This window comes from Streptococcus cristatus (assembly GCF_001578775.1).
Classification (GTDB): domain Bacteria; phylum Bacillota; class Bacilli; order Lactobacillales; family Streptococcaceae; genus Streptococcus; species Streptococcus cristatus_A.
This window is the reverse complement of record NZ_KQ969062.1, coordinates 214,931-234,718: the sequence shown is the minus strand read 5'-3', so window position 1 is coordinate 234,718 and position 19,788 is coordinate 214,931. Positions and strand designations below refer to the sequence as shown.

At 40.1% G+C, this 19,788-nt stretch carries 19 protein-coding genes; all 19 read right to left on the bottom strand.

What is annotated here, in order from left to right:
* Positions 1 to 17: 17 nt before the first annotated feature.
* Positions 18 to 950 carry a capsular polysaccharide synthesis protein gene (locus SCRDD08_RS01140; RefSeq protein ID WP_061422063.1) on the bottom strand — a complete coding sequence of 311 codons (933 nt, stop codon included), beginning with the start codon at positions 948 to 950 and terminating at the stop codon, positions 18 to 20.
* A 21-nt stretch (positions 951 to 971) separates the two neighbouring features.
* Positions 972 to 2,303: an O-antigen polymerase gene (locus tag SCRDD08_RS01135; protein ID WP_068981941.1), complete on the bottom strand. Its 1,332-nt coding sequence runs from the start codon at positions 2,301 to 2,303 to the stop codon at positions 972 to 974.
* A gap of 2 nt (positions 2,304 to 2,305) precedes the next feature.
* Complete coding sequence (locus SCRDD08_RS01125) at positions 2,306 to 3,226, bottom strand: LicD family protein (RefSeq protein ID WP_061422060.1); 921 nt, start codon at positions 3,224 to 3,226, stop codon at positions 2,306 to 2,308.
* A gap of 1 nt (position 3,227) precedes the next feature.
* A complete protein-coding gene (locus SCRDD08_RS01120) occupies positions 3,228 to 4,175 on the bottom strand; it encodes a glycosyltransferase (protein ID WP_061422059.1) in 948 nt (315 codons plus the stop codon).
* Position 4,176: 1 nt separating this feature from the next.
* Positions 4,177 to 4,992 (bottom strand): glycosyltransferase family 2 protein, encoded by an 816-nt coding sequence (locus tag SCRDD08_RS01115; protein ID WP_142325610.1) that lies wholly within the window; start codon positions 4,990 to 4,992, stop codon positions 4,177 to 4,179.
* Entirely contained in the window at positions 4,989 to 5,591 is a 603-nt protein-coding gene (locus tag SCRDD08_RS01110; protein ID WP_061422058.1) for a sugar transferase, read from the bottom strand. Before SCRDD08_RS01110 ends, SCRDD08_RS01115 begins: the two co-directional genes overlap by 4 nt.
* A gap of 14 nt (positions 5,592 to 5,605) precedes the next feature.
* Positions 5,606 to 7,414: a polysaccharide biosynthesis protein gene (locus tag SCRDD08_RS01105; RefSeq protein ID WP_061422057.1), complete on the bottom strand. Its 1,809-nt coding sequence runs from the start codon at positions 7,412 to 7,414 to the stop codon at positions 5,606 to 5,608.
* Between the two features lie 18 nt (positions 7,415 to 7,432).
* Entirely contained in the window at positions 7,433 to 8,131 is a 699-nt protein-coding gene (locus tag SCRDD08_RS01100) for a tyrosine-protein kinase (RefSeq protein WP_061422056.1), read from the bottom strand.
* An 8-nt stretch (positions 8,132 to 8,139) separates the two neighbouring features.
* On the bottom strand, positions 8,140 to 8,835 hold the full coding sequence (locus SCRDD08_RS01095; RefSeq protein WP_061422055.1) for a CspC family polysaccharide chain length determinant protein: 696 nt from the start codon (positions 8,833 to 8,835) through the stop codon (positions 8,140 to 8,142).
* Between the two features lie 28 nt (positions 8,836 to 8,863).
* A complete protein-coding gene (gene cps4B / locus SCRDD08_RS01090; protein WP_061422054.1) occupies positions 8,864 to 9,595 on the bottom strand; it encodes a capsular polysaccharide biosynthesis protein Cps4B in 732 nt (243 codons plus the stop codon).
* 3 nt (positions 9,596 to 9,598) lie between these two features.
* Positions 9,599 to 11,050, bottom strand: a complete 1,452-nt coding sequence (cpsA, locus tag SCRDD08_RS01085) for an LCP family glycopolymer transferase CpsA (RefSeq protein ID WP_061422053.1) — start codon at positions 11,048 to 11,050, stop codon at positions 9,599 to 9,601.
* Between the two features lie 326 nt (positions 11,051 to 11,376).
* Positions 11,377 to 11,976 (bottom strand): anaerobic ribonucleoside-triphosphate reductase activating protein, encoded by a 600-nt coding sequence (nrdG, locus tag SCRDD08_RS01080; RefSeq protein WP_061422052.1) that lies wholly within the window; start codon positions 11,974 to 11,976, stop codon positions 11,377 to 11,379.
* The gene (locus tag SCRDD08_RS01075) at positions 11,942 to 12,487 is read right to left on the bottom strand and encodes a GNAT family N-acetyltransferase (protein ID WP_061422051.1); all 546 of its coding nucleotides are present in this window, start codon (positions 12,485 to 12,487) and stop codon (positions 11,942 to 11,944) included. Before SCRDD08_RS01075 ends, nrdG begins: the two co-directional genes overlap by 35 nt.
* 9 nt (positions 12,488 to 12,496) lie before the next feature.
* On the bottom strand, positions 12,497 to 12,994 hold the full coding sequence (locus tag SCRDD08_RS01070) for a GNAT family N-acetyltransferase (RefSeq protein WP_061422050.1): 498 nt from the start codon (positions 12,992 to 12,994) through the stop codon (positions 12,497 to 12,499).
* Between the two features lie 55 nt (positions 12,995 to 13,049).
* Positions 13,050 to 13,187 (bottom strand): hypothetical protein, encoded by a 138-nt coding sequence (locus SCRDD08_RS11255; protein WP_155719744.1) that lies wholly within the window; start codon positions 13,185 to 13,187, stop codon positions 13,050 to 13,052.
* Position 13,188: 1 nt separating this feature from the next.
* A complete protein-coding gene (gene nrdD / locus SCRDD08_RS01065; RefSeq protein ID WP_061422049.1) occupies positions 13,189 to 15,384 on the bottom strand; it encodes an anaerobic ribonucleoside-triphosphate reductase in 2,196 nt (731 codons plus the stop codon).
* A gap of 121 nt (positions 15,385 to 15,505) precedes the next feature.
* Positions 15,506 to 17,062 (bottom strand): hypothetical protein, encoded by a 1,557-nt coding sequence (locus SCRDD08_RS01060; protein ID WP_061422048.1) that lies wholly within the window; start codon positions 17,060 to 17,062, stop codon positions 15,506 to 15,508.
* A 477-nt stretch (positions 17,063 to 17,539) separates the two neighbouring features.
* Positions 17,540 to 19,075 carry a cardiolipin synthase gene (gene cls, locus SCRDD08_RS01055; RefSeq protein WP_061422047.1) on the bottom strand — a complete coding sequence of 512 codons (1,536 nt, stop codon included), beginning with the start codon at positions 19,073 to 19,075 and terminating at the stop codon, positions 17,540 to 17,542.
* 182 nt (positions 19,076 to 19,257) lie between these two features.
* On the bottom strand, positions 19,258 to 19,755 hold the full coding sequence (locus SCRDD08_RS01050) for an SP_0198 family lipoprotein (RefSeq protein ID WP_061422046.1): 498 nt from the start codon (positions 19,753 to 19,755) through the stop codon (positions 19,258 to 19,260).
* Positions 19,756 to 19,788: the final 33 nt, after the last annotated feature.

The following is a 19,788-nucleotide window of genomic DNA, read 5'->3' as shown; positions in this document are numbered from 1 at the left end:
ATACCCTCCTTGTGCTGTTAGAGAACCACATTAGTGAGATACGTTCCCTTGTAATCCTTTTGTTCATACTTATATGTTAATTTATGAACTTCTATTAGACTCGATAATTCTTTCCAATGCTTGTCATTGTACTCATCAAATAACTTAAATTGTAAAATATGTGGGTGTGAATTGCTATAAGGAACAACCTCATCCCAAATTTCAGGATAGGTTTCGATAGCAAGTTCAAAAAAATTATGCAAAAGAAAGTAATCCATCAAGTTATTATTCTTCTCCCAATACCTACGCAACAGATATCTCGTTAATAATATAATTTCATTATTTGGGTTCGATGTCATAAACCAACTAGATATTCTTTTACTATGAGCAAATGTATTGGGACGTAACTCTTGAAATAGAAATAAATCAGAATCAAAGAAGTAGTCATGAATAATCGGCGAACTCATGAAAACTGTCGCATCTACCCAAGTTCCCCCATATTTCGAGAGTAGCTCTATACGGACAATATCTGAAAAATGAGCATGAGAAATTTTACCTTCTGCATATTTCTCAGTGATAAACGTCGGTAACTCTATATAGTTGGACAAATTAGTTTCATCTAACGCTACTAAAGTTCTATCCTCAGGTAGATTACTCTTTAAAGATTCAAAACAGTTTTTAACCAAAACAGGAGCATTTTCTATCCCTTGATACCATAACACCCATACAAATCGATTATCTTGTCCTTCTTGTTTAAATTGTTCTACATTATTCTTGAAGTATTCAATATCTGCTCTATATTTTTTACGAAGCTTTCTCATAATCTTTTGATCAATGGAAACTTGTAAAATCTCCAATGACTTCTCGGTTTTAGGCTGAAGAAGTAGCTGAAAAAATGTAAAGAAAACTAGTCTATTGTGAAGTAATTGCCTAATTCTACCACTCTTATATATTTTTTTTATTAAATTCATTCTGCTATATTCCTAATATACTTAGATACGATTGCGTAATATATTGATATGCACGCCCAGTTTAAATATAGATAATATCTTTATCAAGGCTAACCACACTAACAAAAACATCAAACGTACGATATGTGTCGTCAACAAGGTAATGAATGCTTCTTGAAAAAACATGATCACCATCCCATATGATAATAACCCATAAATCATTATCAAAAATGGAGAGAACAGATTTTTTTTAATGATATAGTACATTGTTCCAAAGAATATACCATAAAAGAATTGAACAAGAATTGCTACACTATAACCAAAATCCTTTATAAAAACATAGTAAGCTGTATAAACATTACTAGTAGTTCCATAAAAATTAATTATAGGTAAAAATGGTGATAATTGCTCAGGAAAAATTCCTAAAGTTTTTAATGTCCCATAAATAGCTATAAAAGTATTTTCTCCAAAATATCTATTTTCTAGATAGTAATTTTGATTCTTAATAAAATAATCTAATCCAGCTATCGGAGATCCAATATACTTAGATAAATTATCTAATGGACTACTCCCTAGCCTATTTAAAACAACATCCCCTACAACAAGAAATAATGCAATTGCCCCTAAACCATACAATAGAATAATTTTGAGTAGCTTACTAGATGATTCGACCCCTGACCATATATATTTTCGGGAATAATATAAGATAAAAATTACAAAATAGCCCGAAACAAGTCCTAGTAATTCTGTCCTACCTGTAGATAGAAGAGAAATAAACAGCGAGGCTAAAGCAATTAATAAAAATAAAAATTTTTGAATAAGGTTCTTCCCATAAAAATACTCTTGACAATAGTAAGTAAACGTCAAAATACCTAGAGAGTAATTGGCTCTAAGAATATTAGCTGTTCCTTTTGAAAAAGAATAATCATAGTTGGTAATCATATACCTCGCACGCTCAATTGCAGTAAATAAATTAGAACTTACAGGCTTACCAGATATCTGGGAGTAATAAACAGAAACCCTAAAAGCATCAACTGATAAAATTCTATAGGCAAAAATGAAAAATATAAATACAATAATGAAAAAAAACATCGGTACTAGAGGTAAACTTCTAAAACTTTTTTTGCTGGAAGTTTTTACAAATGAATTTGAGAGGGACACACCTGCGGAAAACATTATTAACCCTACTACTAAGATTAATAATGTTACAAAGCTAAGAGGAGATCCCCACTTATTTACAAAGTGTATCGTTCCTAATGAAGCAAATAACCAAATAACTAAATTGATAATACCTGGATTAGATAAATCTTTTCGTATTAGTAAAAAATAAAAATACAATATAAGCGATATCATTAGACTTAATAAAATAGCCATCGTTATCTCTCTACACTCTCTTCCCAATCATCTCTCAACCGAACATGTCGTTCACCTTGCTCTGATTTAGGTGGCAACGTCATATAGTCACCATATCGATTTGCTAAATACTCATCAGCTCTATTGGGTCCATAAAATTCCTTCCCTTCAAATGGGTACTTTCGTGCAGGATAAAAAACATCGTAATCTAAAACCTCTCCTAAATAACCCTTAACTCCGTATGCAATAGTAATTTTTGAGGTTTTTTTATTAGACTTCAAAAATTTTTCCATTAGTTTATATAGATTTCGTGGTCCTATTAAAATTGCTGGCAAACCAACAATTTTTCTAATTAGTAAATTTTCCCTTAACTCATCTGAGTATTTCGATAAATAATGGAGGTGTGGTGTATATTTTTTATAACATCTAGAACTACTATAGGATAGATCCACTAAACGAAAAAGACTCCCTTTAATTTTTCTGACCAAGTTATTTTCTGGTACAAAATCAATCGGCAACATATCCAAATATAGATATTTTTTCTTACTAAATCCTTCTCCCAAAACATCAAAATAAGTTAGAAACTTGCTTTGAATTTTAGTATATTTAAAAATGTTACTTTTTTCATTTTTAGGTGAAATTAATTGAAAATTTTTGCTCTCCGCAAACAAATATGTTAACCGTTCATATTCTTCTCGGAACATAACCAAATCAATATCATCATCCCAAGGAATGTAGCCCTTATGACGAAGGGAACCAATTAATGTACCAGCAACCATATAGAATGTCAAACCATAGTTCTCACACTCTTTCTCAAAATCAACAAGCATGGACAAATACGCTTCTTGTAATTTTTTTAATTGAGTTTCAGAAATAGTTTGATACATCCCTTTAAAACAATCATCACGCGCTAATTCCCACTCAATTTTAGATGTCCCTCTCATTTTATCTCCTCATTATTTTAGCAAACAGCCTCTGCAATCTTAATGAATATATAATATCACTGAAAAATGCTCGAAAACCATTATAAAATTGTTTTAATTTATACATCTCTCTAATTGACTTAAAGGTCCGCTTTTCTATAAATTCTGCTCTTGCTTTATATAATTTACCATAGTTCTCAGCTACTTCTTTAACTTCATAATTCTCAATTTCTGTAGAGAGATTTGTTACAACCTCATATCTTTTATACATTTTTGTATAATAGTTTAGTCGTTCCTCTAATGAATTATGAAAAGATGAACTTTTGGAAGAGAGTGTGACATTACTTAGGTGTAAGCGATGGCTGTCTAGAATTGTGTCCAATTCAACAACCTCTCCGAATAAGCAAGAAAGCATACCAAATAATACATCATGAAACTGAAAACAAGGGTATTCAAAATATTTATTTTCAATAATAGTTTTCAGTACCTCTGAACGAAATACTGTTTGATACCCTGACGGCCATGATTGAAGTATTTTTTTTACTGGATAAATTCTAGACTTGCTAGTTGTATTCAATTCTTTAATAACCTCACCAGTCTCATTGATATACCTTGATTTACAGAATACCATTGAAATCTGTGAATTATAAAATTCCTTCATCATTGACTCAATTTTACAATCATCCCAAATATCATCCTGATCAGAGAAGAAAGTATAGCCCTTATCTACCATTTTGGTTAGATTGATAAAAGTTCTATAGTGCCCCTGATTGGATTCATTTTGGTAAATTTCCCATGCAACTAAATTATATTTTTGAATAAATCTATCAACAATATCAAACGTTTTATCCGTCGAACAATCATCCAAAATAATAACTCTATCTGCAGGAAGTGTTTGGCTACGAATCGAATATAGCTGTTGCTCTATAAATTTCTCTCCATTATAAGTTGCCATCAATACTGTAATCATATTATTTCCTTAATATCTTTTCATAAATAAATTTTTTCACACCAGATGGCATATATACAAAAATTCTAATATAAATTTGATTTAAAAAAGCATCTCTTTTATTAACCAGACCATTTGTAAGCATAAACTTATTTAATATATTCCAACTTGCTATCTGTTCTTTATTCCCTCTTCGATTATACATCCCATTCCCCACACGAGCATAAACAAGAGTCTCAGAAATATTTGCTAGTCTAGCTCCTGTAGCAATCATACGTACCCAAAGATAATAATCCTCAACATATGGAAGCGGTAAATAACCTCCTGCTTTCTCAACACTGGGCTTTCTAAACATCACTGTCATATGACACATAGGATTTCGTCTCTTAGCCATATGAACAATTTCATCATGCGATTGAGGAACCTTTTTTTCTGAAACAACCTCTAACGGAGAGTTTAAAAACTCAGTAATGTTTCCCCCAAGTAAATCTATATCTGGATTATGCTTAATAAAGGTCAATTGAGACTCAAACCGCGTATCTACGGCTATATCATCAGAGTCCATACGAGCCACCCACTCATAACTACAATGTTTCAAACCTTCATTCAATGCATCACCTAGACCGACATTTTTTCTAAGAGGGACTGTCTTTAAACAAGGAAACTTTTTTCTGAACTCTTCCAAAATATCGTAAAGCCCATCATTAAGCGGTCCATCTTCAACTACTACCACTTCAGTTGGCATTATTGTTTGATTTACTAAAATACTATCTAAAGCAGCCTGAAGATATTCTGGTGTTTCTTTCTCATATACTGACATTAGTACTGAAAAATTCATTTCTTCCCTTTCTGTCTTGGTCCTCCTTCAACAACACCGTCACTTTTTAAAACACTTAGAATCGTTCCAAAGAAACAGCGACAATCTAGAGCAAAGGATACGTTTTTTACATAGTAGCCATCAAGTTCAGCTTTTTGTTTGATTGGTAGTTCATCACGACCATTAATCTGTGCCCAACCAGTCAATCCTGGTAACACATCATTAGCACCATACTTATCACGTTCCTCAATTAAATCATATTGATTCCAAAGGGCAGGCCGAGGACCAATGATGCTCATGTCTCCAACAAAGATATTCCAAATTTGCGGTAATTCATCAAGAGATGTTTTGCGCATGAATTTCCCAACCTTCGTAATCCATTGTTCAGGATTTTCTAATAAATGAGTGGGAGTGTCTTTAGGTGTGTCAATCCGCATCGTTCTAAATTTTAAAATAAAAAAGTGTTTTTTGTGTAATCCTATACGTTTTTGTTTAAAAAGTACTGGTCCCTTTGAATCTAACTTTATGGCTATGATCAGAACAAGAAATAGAGGTGATAGTACAATCATACCGCATAAGGACAAAACAATATCAAGAATGCGTTTAATAAATTTATACATACTTTATCTACCCCCTACTGTTGCGCAAATTTTATTAATTTAGCTTTCAATTCTGCTCCATCTAATTTGGAAATAGAGTCAATAAAAGCTGTTACTTCTGAATTAGGTAAAGCTTGAACATTTCCTACAAATATTTTTTCATAGATTTGTTCGTCAACTCGCTCTTCAGTAGAGAGCAATTCCTCATATAATTTCTCTCCTGGGCGAATTCCAGCTTCTACAATTTGGATCTCCTCTTCCGTATGACCGCTCAAGGTAATCATTTTTTTAGCTAAATCTAAAATTTTAACTGGCTCACCCATATCTAACACGAAAATTTCTCCACCATGCATTAGCGCACCCGCTTGAATAACAAGACGACTTGCTTCGGGAATAGTCATGAAATACCGTGTCATTCGGAAATCTGTGACGGTAATTGGACCACCGTTCGCAATTTGCTCCTTGAACAAAGGCACTACACTACCTCGACTGCCTAAAACATTCCCAAAGCGAACCGCTGCAAACAAGGTCTTCCCTTCCTCATTCAAACTCGTAACGATCATTTCAGCCACACGTTTTGTAGCTCCCATGACGTTTGGAGGATTCACTGCCTTATCTGTAGAAACCATTACAAATTTAGCAACTCCAGCTGCTTTCGCAGCTTCAGCCACATTTTTGGTTCCATAAATATTGTTTTTTACTGCTTCAGTTGGATTGTATTCCATCAGTGGGACGTGCTTATGAGCTGCAGCATGGTAAACACGATCAGGTTGATATTCATGCATAATATGGAATATCCGTTCTCGATCTTGTATATCCGCGATAAGAGGCACAATCTCGACTTTATCTCCATATTGAGCAAGTAATTCTTTATGAATTAAATAGATAGAATTTTCTCCATGACCTAAAAGTAGCAATCTTGCAGGAGAAAAACGAGCAATCTGACGACAAAGCTCTGAACCAATTGAGCCTCCTGCTCCTGTTACCAAAATTGTCTTACCATCAATATTGGATTGCAAACTCGTTTGATCAAGTCTAACTTCTTTTCTTCCCAATAAATCAGCAATATCAATTTCCCGTAATTTATGTACTTTTAGCTTTCCTGTAACCACTTCTTCATATTTTGGCATAGCGCTAACTTTAGCACCTGTCTTTTTACAAAGAGAAAAAAGCCGTTCATACTCATCTGGTTTTAGAGAAGGAATTGCTAGGACAATCTGACTTATCTCATAATTTGCTACAATTTCAGGGATTTGCTTATCCGTACCAACAACTTTGACACCATGCAAAAACGAGCCTTGCTTACTTGTATCACTATCTACAACAGCTACAATCTTTAATTCAGGTGACTCTTTTAAAGCCGTTTTAATAAATAGGCTTCCACCATCCCCTGCTCCGACAACCAGCGTTCTACTTACTTTGCTTTCTTCAACCTCTGTATAGGTTGTTCCGTTTTTAAAACTAAACCACATTCTCCAGCAAAGACGCATGGACATAGTAAATAAAATAGAGAACATGCAACTAAGTAATAAAAAACGATAGCTTGTATGCAAGGATAGCGCAAGTTCTACTAAAAAAACAATAAAGTAAGCACCTACCAAGGTTAGACTGATTGTACTGAGAGTTTTATAGTCCGTATAACGATTAATAATCGAAAAGAGTTTCGTTTTGATTCCAATTAAAAAATAGAGCACTACTGTCATTGTTAAGGTTTGTACAAAACTCAAATCTGACAGCAAAACATATTCAGATAAAAAGAAGTATGCCACAAAACCACTAAAATATATTAAAACAGCATCTGCTATCATCAGAATAATTCTTTTTTGTGATCGTGTTAATTCCATAATATCCCTTTATTTCTACTATTCTTTACTCAAATTATCCCCATAGTGTCCATAGGAACCATAGAAACCATATTTATCCGCTTCAACATTGTATTTATTTAAGACTACACCAAGGAAAGGTGTAGATGATTGTTCCAATTGCATTTTAGATCTTTGAACCATCTTCCGCTTAACTTCCTTTGGTGCTACAACCAAAAGGCTAGCATCACAGACCCTAGAAATAAGAGTCGCGTCTACTACCATACCAATCGGTGGTGTATCTACAATAATATAATCATAGTGACGGCGCAAAACGTTCATCATCGTTGCAAATCGATCACTCTGAAGAAGTGCAGTCGGGTTAGGGGAGATTTGCCCCGAAGTGACAACGAAAAGATTTGGCTCATCCGTTTCGCACAATCCTTGAGATAGATCTGTAGTGCCAGACAGATACTCTGTCAAACCAGTGACTTTTCCATCGCTCTTAAAGACACCACCTAACATTTTAGAATTACGGATATCTGCATCAACCAAAAGTGTCTTGTGACCCGCTTTAGCAAAGGTCAGAGCGAGATTAGTTGAAGTTGTTGTCTTTCCTTCACCCGGGAAAGTAGAACTTACAGCAATTACTCTGATATTCTCGCCGCTAAGTTGGATATTGGTTCGAAGAGCATTATAGTACTCCTCTACCCGTGAAATAGAAATCTTTTTCTTTTTTGCTAACTCTAGTATTGGCATTGTATCTCCTAACCTACCTTACTCATATCTGGAACGACACCAAGCAAGGTCATTCCTAAGACTTCTTCAATATCTTCTGGCTTCTTGACACGGTCATCAAGGATCTCAACAATCACTACTACAATGACCATTAAGACACCACCCGCAAGCACTCCAATGATGGTATTGCGACGGATGTTTGGAGAAGACGGTGTTTTTGGCGTTTCTGCTTCTTCCAGCGTTGTAACATCAGATACCTTGGTGACAGCGATGATCTTCTCAGCAGCGACTTCACGTAAGGTATTGGCGATACGGCTAGCTTCTGCCGGATCCGCATGCGTAACCGTAATAGACACAATCCGAGTATCTGTCGGTACGGTCACAGTTACCTTAGATGCCAAGTCAGATGGCGAACCTGACAGTTTCAATTCTGAAATGGCTGATGCCAAGACATCCTGAGACAAGATAATTTCCTTGTAGTCCTTTACCAGATAAGAACCAGCCTGCAAGTCTTGGTTTGTCAAGGTAGGATTTTCGCCCTGCTGACGATTGACAACGTAGATACGCGTCGTGCTCTTATAAGCAGGCTTAGCAATAAAAACGCTATAACCTAGGGCTAAAATTCCCGTCAATAAGGCAGTTAAGATAATTAAAAATTTCCGTTTCCAAATTGTCTTCAGCAAAGACAACACATCGATTTCGATCATTTGATTTTCTTGATTCATGTATTTACTTTCTCCAGAGTTTGATTGATTAAATAAACTCGTTACTTAATAAGATTTCTTGGTTTTTCTTAAAGAGTTCTTCCGCACGCGCAGCTCCATATTTTTTCGCGACAATCTGATAGCCCTTTTGCATATAAGATGGTCTGTCATCGAGATTGTGCATGTCGCTAGCAACGAAATGAACTAAGTCCCGTTCTAGAAAGAACTGAACACGCTTTTTCATAAATTTGTAACGATCACCAAAGAGCTTAGGCTTCAAAACATTTGAACTATTGACCTGCATATAGCAGCCCATATTGATCAATTCGCTGACCCTGTCTTCGTCATTTTCCAGACAGTGATAGCGCTCAATATGTGCCACCACCGGAATCATACCGAGGCGAATGACATTGCCCAAGGCGGAGTGGATATCCTTGTAGGGTGTATTCATACTAAACTCGATCAAGACATACTTGGTGCCACCTAGACTGGGAAATATCCCCTCTTCTAACTTTTTCAAAACATCACTAGTATAGTAAATCTCCGCTCCATATAGCACGGTCAAGTCGTCAGCAACTTGCTTGGCCAACTCCTGCACTTGCTTGAAGTTTGCTGCAATCTTTTCTTCAGGCGTTTCAAACATGCCCTTTCGGCGATGAGAAGTAGAAATAATGGTGCGAACGCCCTGACGATAGCTTTCTTCGAGCAGACGTCGGCTATCCTCCAGTGTCTTAGGACCGTCATCCACATCAAAAATGATATGCGAGTGAATATCAATCATGCTTTACTTCCCTTCCATCACTTCTTGGATCGCTGCTTTGGCCGCTGTCAAACTATTTTGATCAATTTCCATCATGTAGAGATTGGCTTCTGGCATCGCGTGGGAAGGCAGACCTGTATTTCCAGTCCCGGTCAAGGCCTGAGAAGTCACATGATAACTTCCGCCTGACTCTAGCTGAGTATTGATCAGATTCATCATCGTTTCCAAGCTCATATCGGTCTGGACAGAATCCTGCAATCCTGAAAGAATGGCGTTGTAATTCTTCAGTGCATCTGTCGAAGTTAGTTTCTTAATGACTGCTGCAATGACCTTTTCTTGGTTCTTACCACGATCATTATCTCCGCCATTTAGAGAATAACGCTCACGGACGAAAGTCAACGCTTGTTCAGAATTTAATGAAATATTACCAATAGGATAATGAGTATTTCCTACAGTAAACTCTTGGTCGTTCTCAATATCAATTCCGCCTAATAAGTCAATCAACTTGAGGAAGGAAGTGAAATTCAACCGCACATAGTAGTTTAATTCAATGCCGTAGAGATTTTCCAAGGTATGAACTGAAGCGTCCACGCCATAAATACCCGCGTGAGTCAGCTTATCCGGCTGATTAAGGCCACCATCCGCAATTGGAACATAGGCATCTCGTGGTGTAGTCGTCAGCAAGACTTTCTTGGTCTTGCGATTGACTGTCATGATAATGTTGACATCTGAGCGTGACACAGAAGAAATCGGTCCATAAGTGTCAATACCACTGACATAGATATTAAAGACTTCTGCATTTGGATCTTGCTTGCCAATGGCTGTATCGATCTTCTTGCTTATCTTGTAAGTATAGATTTTTTTAATTTTTGAAGCATAGTCAGGATCTTCACCACGAATCGTATCTTCAAAGACGCTATTCAGAACCATAGCCTTGGCTTCACCAGAAGTCAGTGACTTATAAGCAGCGAGATAAGAAGATGCTGTGTCTACTGTCAGCTCATGCCCTTGTGTCTGACTGATATTTTTTATCAGCGCTTGGACATTGTCTTGGTCATTTCCTGATGGGGCTAAGACATTTGTCAACTGCTTGAGGTCCTTAACATCACTATCTGCCGGCACCACAATACTCATTTCATACTCAGAATAGTTAGAAGTGGAGTTGACGCCAGCCGACAAGTCGACTAAACCCTTTACAGCATACATAGACACAGACCCCACAAGCAGGGCTACTATTAGGATAGCACTAGTGGTCTTGCCTGCCTTACCCTTGAAAATCAGGAATCCTGATAGAAGCGCCACTGCTAGGATAAGAGCTGTCACTAAGATATTCACATAGCGAAAAGCTAGAAAATGATAGCGGAAAATTGTAAAAATCAAGAAGGCCGCTAACAAAGTATAAACACCCAAGAAGGTGCTATTAACTATTTTTAATCGATTGCTTTTCTTTTTAGACTTTTTTGCTCTCTGATACATTCACCTTACTACTTTCTGTTCGAAATTACTCTAGTCTATTATAGCATAAAAACATGGCTTTTTTAAGAATTTCTTAAGAATATTACGTAATTGTAAAAAAATCCTATTCTTTTGTCAACAACTTCAACTTTGAAATCGAATTCAAGCTAAAACACAGAAAAATAAAGCGATACCAATACATCGGTATCACCTTATTCCGTAGGATCGATCTCCGCTCATGAAATTCAGAGAGCTGCTGGCACATAGTAAGCATATTTAAAAATCATGGACAAAATTGAACTAAACATCCTATTTTTATGCTGAAAATTTTGCTTCAATCTAGACGATTATAGTAAGCCATCTCGATCAACTTGCTCATAGGCCTGGAGACCATCGTTAAGCTTGTCCCAGATGACTACCTGGCCAGACTGAAGGGACTTCTGCACATCAATGATGCGCTGATTAGAAGAGCCACGAAACTGCAACATGAGATTCTTCTTGGTAATATCAAAACGGCCGTCCACCAAGATGTCAATGAGACTGAGCAGCTCCAGCTTATCATCCGTTTCCAGCATCATTTCCTCCCAAGTATAGCCGGTCCAGGACCAGATGTCCTTATCGGGCAGCTCGCGCCGAATCCGCTTGACCAAGGGCAGGAGGATGCCGGTATTGAGAAAGGGCTCGCCGCCCAGGAGGGTCAGCCCCTGCACATAGGGTTCCGCCAGATCTTTCATAATCTGCTCTTCCAGCTCCTCTGTATAGGGAATACCGGCATTAAATGACCAGGTCGCTGCATTGTAGCAGCCCTCGCAGTGAAACATGCAGCCGCTGACATAGAGCGAATTGCGGACACCTTCGCCATCTACAAAGTTAAAGGCCTTATAGTCAATGATGCGCCCCTTACTCAGCTCCTCACTTTTCCATTCTTGGGGTTTGGGATTGTTCATCTTCATCCTCCAAATCAATCCAGTAGCGCTGACTTCTGTCGATTGTATTTTCGTAAACACCGCCAGCTGAGAGAATGGTGCGACGACTGGCTTCGTTATCTTCATCGCAGGTAATCAGCACTCGTTCCAATCCTTGCTTTCGAGCTTCTGCTAACCCGAGCTCCAGCTGCATCTTGGCCAAACCCTTTCTGCGTTGACTGGGCCGGATAGAATAGCCTATATGCCCACCCTCCACAAATAATTTATCATTCAAGGACAAGCGCAGAGCTAAAAAGCCCAGAGGCAAGCCGGTCTCATCAAAGGATAAAAATTGGATGGCAGGAACCCAACCTGCTGGCAAGTTTGCCACATCTTCCTTCCGTTCTACAATTTTCAGCCAATCCTCATAATCCTTTGCTCGTTTCCAAGTAGAGCCCATGCCGCCGTGCATGTAGGATTTTGCAGCATCAAACTCCGCAATCATCTCTAAAATCGCGTCTTTATCTTCCAAAGTTGGTCGTCGTAACTTCATAAACTATCCTCAATCTAGGTCAATCCAGTAACGTTCTTTCCCAGCTCGAATATCCTCTAAAGCTCCGCCATTAGCTAGAATCACTGCTCGACTGGCAGCATTATCACAATCGCAAGTCACTAAAGCACGTTTGATATTTTTACCTTTAGCTACTTGCAAGCCTTGTCGCAGCTGCTCCTTTGCCAATCCCTGCCCACGCGCAGACGGACGGATACTATAGCCGATATGCCCGCCTTCTTGGAGCAAATGGTCATTGAGCCGCAAGCGCAGATTGAGAAAGCCCACTGCCTGACCATCCGCGGCAAAAGAAACTAGTTGGACGTAAGGCACAAAACCTTGCGGCAAGCCTAGCCCTGCTTCAGCTAGCTGAATAGTTTCCAGCCAGTCCTCATAAACAAAATCCGCTCCGCCAAAGAAGCCGTCCTGTCGGCCACCAGCTGCTTCAAAGTCAGCCAGCATCTCTAAAATCCTTTCCTTGTCTTCTAGTTTCGGTCGTCTCAGCTCCATAGTTCCTCCTGATACGAAGAGAGCGAGACCGCCTTGCGCCCCACTCTGACTTCTATTATTTCTTGTTCTTTTCTAAAAATTGCTGACGCAGTTTGGCTAATCGCTCTTTTTTGCCATTGCCTCCCCGCGAATGCTTTTCATGGAAACGCCGTACTTGAGCCTTTCCCTTGTCATCTAGTTGGTATTTTCCCATCTTAATTTCCTTCATACTTAATGGTCGAACCGTTCATATGCTTAACCCGGGCCGATATTTCCTTGTGACGGCCCTTGACCATAGGCCGAGCCTGAGGATTGCCCAGATAGCCGCAGGTCCGCTTGACCACATCTACCGTCTTGGGGTCGCTGTTGCCGCAGTTAGGGCAGGTGAAGCCCCGCTCAGTCGGCGTGAAATCTCCTTCAAAATCACACTGATAGCAGCGGTCAATCGGTGTATTGGTCCCCAGATAGCCGACCCGGTCGTAAGCATAGTCCCATACAGCTTCTAGGGCTTTGGGATTCTGCTGCAGGACCGGATATTCACAGTAGTGGATAAAACCGCCGGAAGCACCGGCCTCTGGATAAACCTTTTCAAAGTCCAGCTTTTCAAAGGGCGTCGGATTCTTGCGCACATCGTAGTGGAAAGAATTGGTATAGTACTCCTTGTCAGTAATATCCTCAATGACACCAAACTTCTCCGTATCCAGCCGGCAGAAACGGTCTGTCAGACTCTCAGACGGTGTTGAATAGACAGAGAAGTGATAGTCGTACTGTTCAGACCATTCTTCCACGCGCCGCTTCATATCCTTGACAATCGAAACGGTAAATTCCTTGGCTGCTGGATTTTTTTCCCAGTCGCTGCCATAGAAGACTGCAGCTACTTCATAGAGACCGATGTAGCCCAGAGAAACGGTGGCTCGGCGGTGGGTAAAGAGCTGGTCAACCTGATCGTACTTGCCCAAGCGCCGGCCGAAGGCCCCATATTGGTAGAGAATAGGCGCATTGGCCGGACTGGCTTCCTTAGTCCGCTCCACCCGATAGACCAGCGCATCTTCGGCGATATTCATGCGCTCATTAAAGATTTCCCAGAACTTGGCAAGGTCGCCCTCAGACTCCAAGGCAATCCGCGGCAGATTAACCGTGACAACCCCCAGATTCATGCGGCCGGAGTTGACTTCGTCCCCATTTTCGTCCTTCCAGCCCTGCAGGAAGGAACGGCAGCCCATGGGCACCTTGAAGGAGCCGGTCAGGTCAATAATCTTGTCATAGGACAGCACATCCGGATACATCCGCTTGGTGGCGCATTCCAAAGCCAGCTCTTTAATATCATAGTTCGGTGTGCCGGGCTCTAAGTTCAGGCCGCGCTTGAGGGTAAAGATCAGCTTGGGGAAAATGGCTGTGCGGTGCTCGGATCCCAGCCCCTTGATGCGGATATTGAGAACGGCCTTTTGAATCTCCCGCTCAAAGCGATTGGTCCCCAGGCCAAATCCCAGCGATGTGAAAGGCGTCTGACCGTTGGATGTAAAGAGGGTATTGATCTCATATTCCAAGGACTGCATGGCATCATAGATATCCTTTTTGGTCTTTTCCCAGGCATAGTCCTCGCGCTTATCCTCCAGGACCCAGTGCTCCGCATCCCGCAGATGTTTTTGATAATTCAGCGCAGCATAAGGCGCCAAAACCTCATCAATCCGGTCGGCCGAACAGCCACCGTACTGGCTTGACGCTACATTAGCGATGATTTGCGAAATCTGAGCTGTCGCAGTCTGGATAGACTTGGGACTTTCCACTTCAGCATTGCCGATCTTAAAGCCATTCTTCAGCATCCCCGCAAAGTCAATCAGGCAGCAGTTGGTCATCGGTGTATAGGGACTGTAGTCCAGATCGTGGTAATGAATATCGCCTTTTTGATGTGCATTGGCCACATGGGGCGGCAGCATTTTCAGTCCAATGGACTTACCGACAATCCCCGCTGTCAGATCGCGCTGGGTATTAAAGACATCGCTGTCTTTATTGGCATTTTCATTGACTACCGTCTGGTCCTTGTTGAGGAGCTTGTCGATGGTAAAGTTGATGTCCGTCGCTTTTGAGCGCTCAAAATCCCGCTGGGTGCGGTAAGTAATGTAGCTCTCTGCAATGGCATACTCCTTGGCATTCAAAAGCTCATGCTCAACGATGTTCTGAATCTCATAGATTTTGACATACTTAGCGAAGCGACTGCTGATTTCTGCCACAACACGGTCTGTAATCGTTTCAAGCTTGGCTTCCAGCATCGGCGTCAGAGGGCCGACTTCCTGCGCAGCCCGCACCATAGCCTTGTAAATCTTCGCAACATCAAAAGCTACTCTCCGGCCGTCTCGCTTCTCAACGTAGATGGTAGGCGCTGTATCAAATTTTGCTTCTCTTAAAATCATCACAAACACTTCCTCTTCTCAATTAATCATCTACCAAACATTATATCACTCCAAAATAAAAAATCAATATGTTGTGGTTAAATTGTTATTTTTTTATTTTACACACAACATATTGATTAGATTACTTGATTTGATAAAGCTTGAAGTGATTGAGTTTTAGGTTCACTTCTTCATAATCTTGAGAAATTTTCTTTTTCACATCCGAAAAGAGTTTCACATCTTTATTGACTAAGATAAACTTTGGACTTGCCTCATTTAAAGCATTACGCAAGAAAATGCGATTTTCCTCCGTTCCTGTATAAAGCGACGGACTCAGTAGAGAAACGGCTGATAAACGCTGCGCTTTTTTATAGAGGCTAGCTGTATTGTCCCAAGCATAAATGCTATCCTTGCTAGTGCTGTTTTCACGAATATGTTGGGCAGCCAGATTTCTCTCTGCTGAAACTCCATTGGATAGAATATACTCATTTACTAACGGATAAGCTACGAGATAAAACATCGCAAGCAAAGGCAAAAAAAGTTGCCTGCCCAAATAACGATTCCAGCTAGAAGTCTTGGTAGGCTTACGGTGGCGTCTTTCATGACCATCCCTGTCTCCACTTGTATCCAGCCACAAGGCCAGTAACAGCAAGGCAAAAGGCAGAGTTGTCAACAATTGATAAGCGCCCTTCTCTGGCAAGCCTAGAACTCCAATAAAGCTGATAGGAAGACCTAGTAGCCCAATAAAGCGCATACCACGTGCAGCAGTTGGTTCTTCTTTGAAAGCAAAAGCCGTCATCAACGCTGTCGCAAAACCTAATCCTAGGAAAAGCAAACCATAATAGAGCGAATGATCTAATATATAGTTGCCATTGAGACGAAAAGCCTCTAGAACATAAGTAGCTTGGCTAATCGCTACACCAAAAGAACCATTCAAAACTGTATAGTAGCCCAGTGGATAAAAGACTAAAGAAAAACCTAATAAACCTGCTAACAACTGATAAAAACCACGCGCTTTTCGCTTGTCAGCGATATTGTACAGAAGCAAAAACAGCGTCGTCAATGAGTAAAAGAGAAGACTAAAAGCTGGCTCGATTAGAAAAGCCAAGGCTCCAACCATCCCAAAACGAATAAAAGACTCATCGCGGACACGCCCTTGTAAGTACTTCACGAGATGGTACAAACTCCGAAAGATAAATGGGAAAGCAAAAATAATAGAATAAGTTCCGCCAAATCCCAGTGTCAGTACAAACAAATAGAACAGGATTGTAATCTGGCGAGCTAGACCACTTCTAACCGTTATTTGTGAAATTGTCTGGAAGAGATATATTCCTGCCAAGGTCAAAGCCACTACTTGGAAAAGTAAAAACAATAGCTGACCCAAAAATAAATTCCCCAACCAGCTTACCAAATAGTAGAGAAGACCGCTGGTTCCATAAATATTTGCATAGGCGACTTCTCCCTGAGTCAAGGCCCAGCCAGCATACAGATTTTGCGATTGCAAATTGGTGGCTAAGTTGGTTAGTAGAGGATTGACCACACTGGTCAAACTGACCAAGATACTCCAAAAAAATAGTTGTAAGGAAGGAACTGGCTCAATTATTTTCTCTAACCGCCGTCTCTCACTCGTATTTTGCCAGGTTTCTGCGGACATAGATACTAAAATTTCCACGTTTTCCTGTTGGTTTCTATCATTCATAAAAGTTCTCCTTGATTTCCATACTCTATAGTATATCAAAAAGCACTCTTTCTGTCAGCCTTATCTTGGCCTCCTTTCTCCTCCTGTCTCTTCTTTGCCAAGCGCTCCAAATCGCGGAATCTTAGGTAAACTAGCCGCTCTTCTGGACAAGGAAGCCGATAAATTATTTTTGCTATTTCCATCTGTAATCCTCCTTTGATTCTCTGTCCCCTATTTACTATTCGTAAAATAAAGGCGAGCATCGCAAGAAAGTGTCATTTATAGCTTCTCAAGCAAATCCTCTCAGCAAAAAACAGAAAAAGGGGCTGGGACAAAAATCCTAGCCTCTCAATTGTCTTTGGATTGTCAAGCAAGACGCAGGGGTTGAGTGGGCTCTACTACGCTGATTTCATCAGCTTTTACAGCCCTACTCAACTGTGCGGAGGTGGGACGACGAAATCGAATTCTAACGAATTACCGATTTCTGTCCCACTCTCTTTAAAGTAGCGGAGCAAATAATTGCATGATTTCTTTCAGTAAACGCTGGTACCAGCTGTTTTGGAGGGTTTCAAGAGAAATTTCTTTGGAAACATCAAACAAATCTTCAAAATCCTGCTTAATATCCGCAATTGATTCTGTTTGATACATAAGAACAGCATTTTCATAATGATGCACCAGACTACGATAGTCAAAATTAATGGTTCCGACCACGGCTAACTCATCATCCGAAATAACGTTCTTACTGTGGATAAAACCAGGAGTGTACTCGTAAATCTTAACACCAGCCTCCAGCAAGTCTGGATAAGCACCACGAGTGACTATCTGAATCAGCTTTTTATCAGGAATAAACGGCGTCACAATGCGAACATCCACCCCTCTCATGGCTGCATTTTTTATATCCTCTGTCAAATCATAGTCAATAATCAAATAAGGAGTCGTGATATAGACATAATCGATGGCTTGGTTGATGATATTCTGGTAGACAGCCTTGCCCACCTGTTCCTTATAAATCGGCTTGGGCCCGCTCCCGTAAGGAATATAGAGCCCCTTACCTTCCACTCGCTGGCTATCAAAATGATAACGGTCAAAATCCGTAATTTCCCCGCGATTGATGTACCAATTCATCAAGAAAAGACGTGTCAAAGCCTTCACTGCTCGACCTTCCAGACGGACACCACCATCTTTCCAATGCCCGAAGCGCACGATATGGTTGATATACTCGTCAGCCAGATTAATCCCGCCTGTATAGCCGACTTGCCCATCCACCACCAAAATCTTGCGGTGATCACGATTATTATAGGCCACCGTCATCCGCGGAATCACCTTATTAAACTTATGGGCATCAATTCCCATCTTGCGCAGCCTTTTTGTATAATCTCCTGAAAGGGTCGCCATACAGCCAATGTCATCGTAGAGCAGCTTGACTTCAACTCCCTGCTGGACCTTATCTACCAAAATCTCAAGGACACGATTCCACATCAAACCTGGATCAATGATATAAAATTCAAGAAAAATGAATTTCTTGGCTGAGCGCAAATCATCCAGCATGGCCTCAAACATCTCTTCACCAAGGGAGAAATACTGCGAAGCCGTGCCATCGTAGACATCGGCATTGTGATCCATGCTCAGCAAAGACTTGACAATTCCAAAGGCTGATTTATTTTCCTGCTTGAGTTCGACTCGCAGGTCATAGCTGTTGTCCTCTCGAAACTTCATTGAGTCCATTTTTTCCAGCTGCTGAATTTCTTTTTTGGAAAGGCGCCGCTCACCAATCATCAGATAGAGCAAGAAGCCAAAAACGGGCACAACTGCAAACAAGAGCCAAGTCACCTTGCTTTCTGGAGGCATGTTCCGATTGACAATCGCCAAGATAGTCCCAATATATAAAGAAACAATGACAAGGGCTGACAACCAATTAGGCACCAACTGATTAAAATAGAAAAAGGCCGCAAAAACAAGAAGCAATTCCAATAACATGATAATGATGCTGAAACCATACTTGGACATCAGCAAACGAAACTTGCCTAGATCCATCTCAATCCTCCCTCGTCTCATATTTCATCTAGTATAACAATAATTAGCAGCAATTTCAAAACTTTTTCAAAGAAAATAGTCTCTAGTCCAAGATTAAAGAAAGCCCTAGCACTCCGTTATTCACAAACACAAAAAGCTGGAGCAGCTGCCCAGCCTTTTATAGGATATTCCTTCTTTGAAAATTATTGCTTGGTGAAGACGATTGTGTCGTCATCATCGTTTTCCTGCGATAAATCTTCCAGAGTCAGTTGTTTCCCCTCTACGCGATAACGCTTAACGTCATCTCCAACGATCATAGTTTGATTGGTTGGATCAATCTGCACCTGTTCAATTTCCTGTTCACCATCGCGTTCGACTTTAGTCAAGGTCCCTTTATTTCCAGAAACTTCTAGGGTTAAGGCATCGCCTTCATGAGTGGCCTTATAGGTCCCATCTAAGTCACTAGCAGCTGTTTGACTGGAGGTAGAAGCCTCTGAACTACTAGTACTTGTGCTATTGTTTGTATTGCTACTTGCCTTGCTATTTGATGACACTGTCTCAGATGACTGAGAAGCAGAGGAACTCGCTTGAGATTGAGCTGCCTGATTAGATGGATTTTGACCAGAATTGCCACAAGCTACCAATACAAAAGCGGTCATAGCCGTAAGGGCTGAAAGAACTAATTTTTTTGAAACCTTCATATCGTTTCTCCTTTCTTTGTTCCACTTCTATTT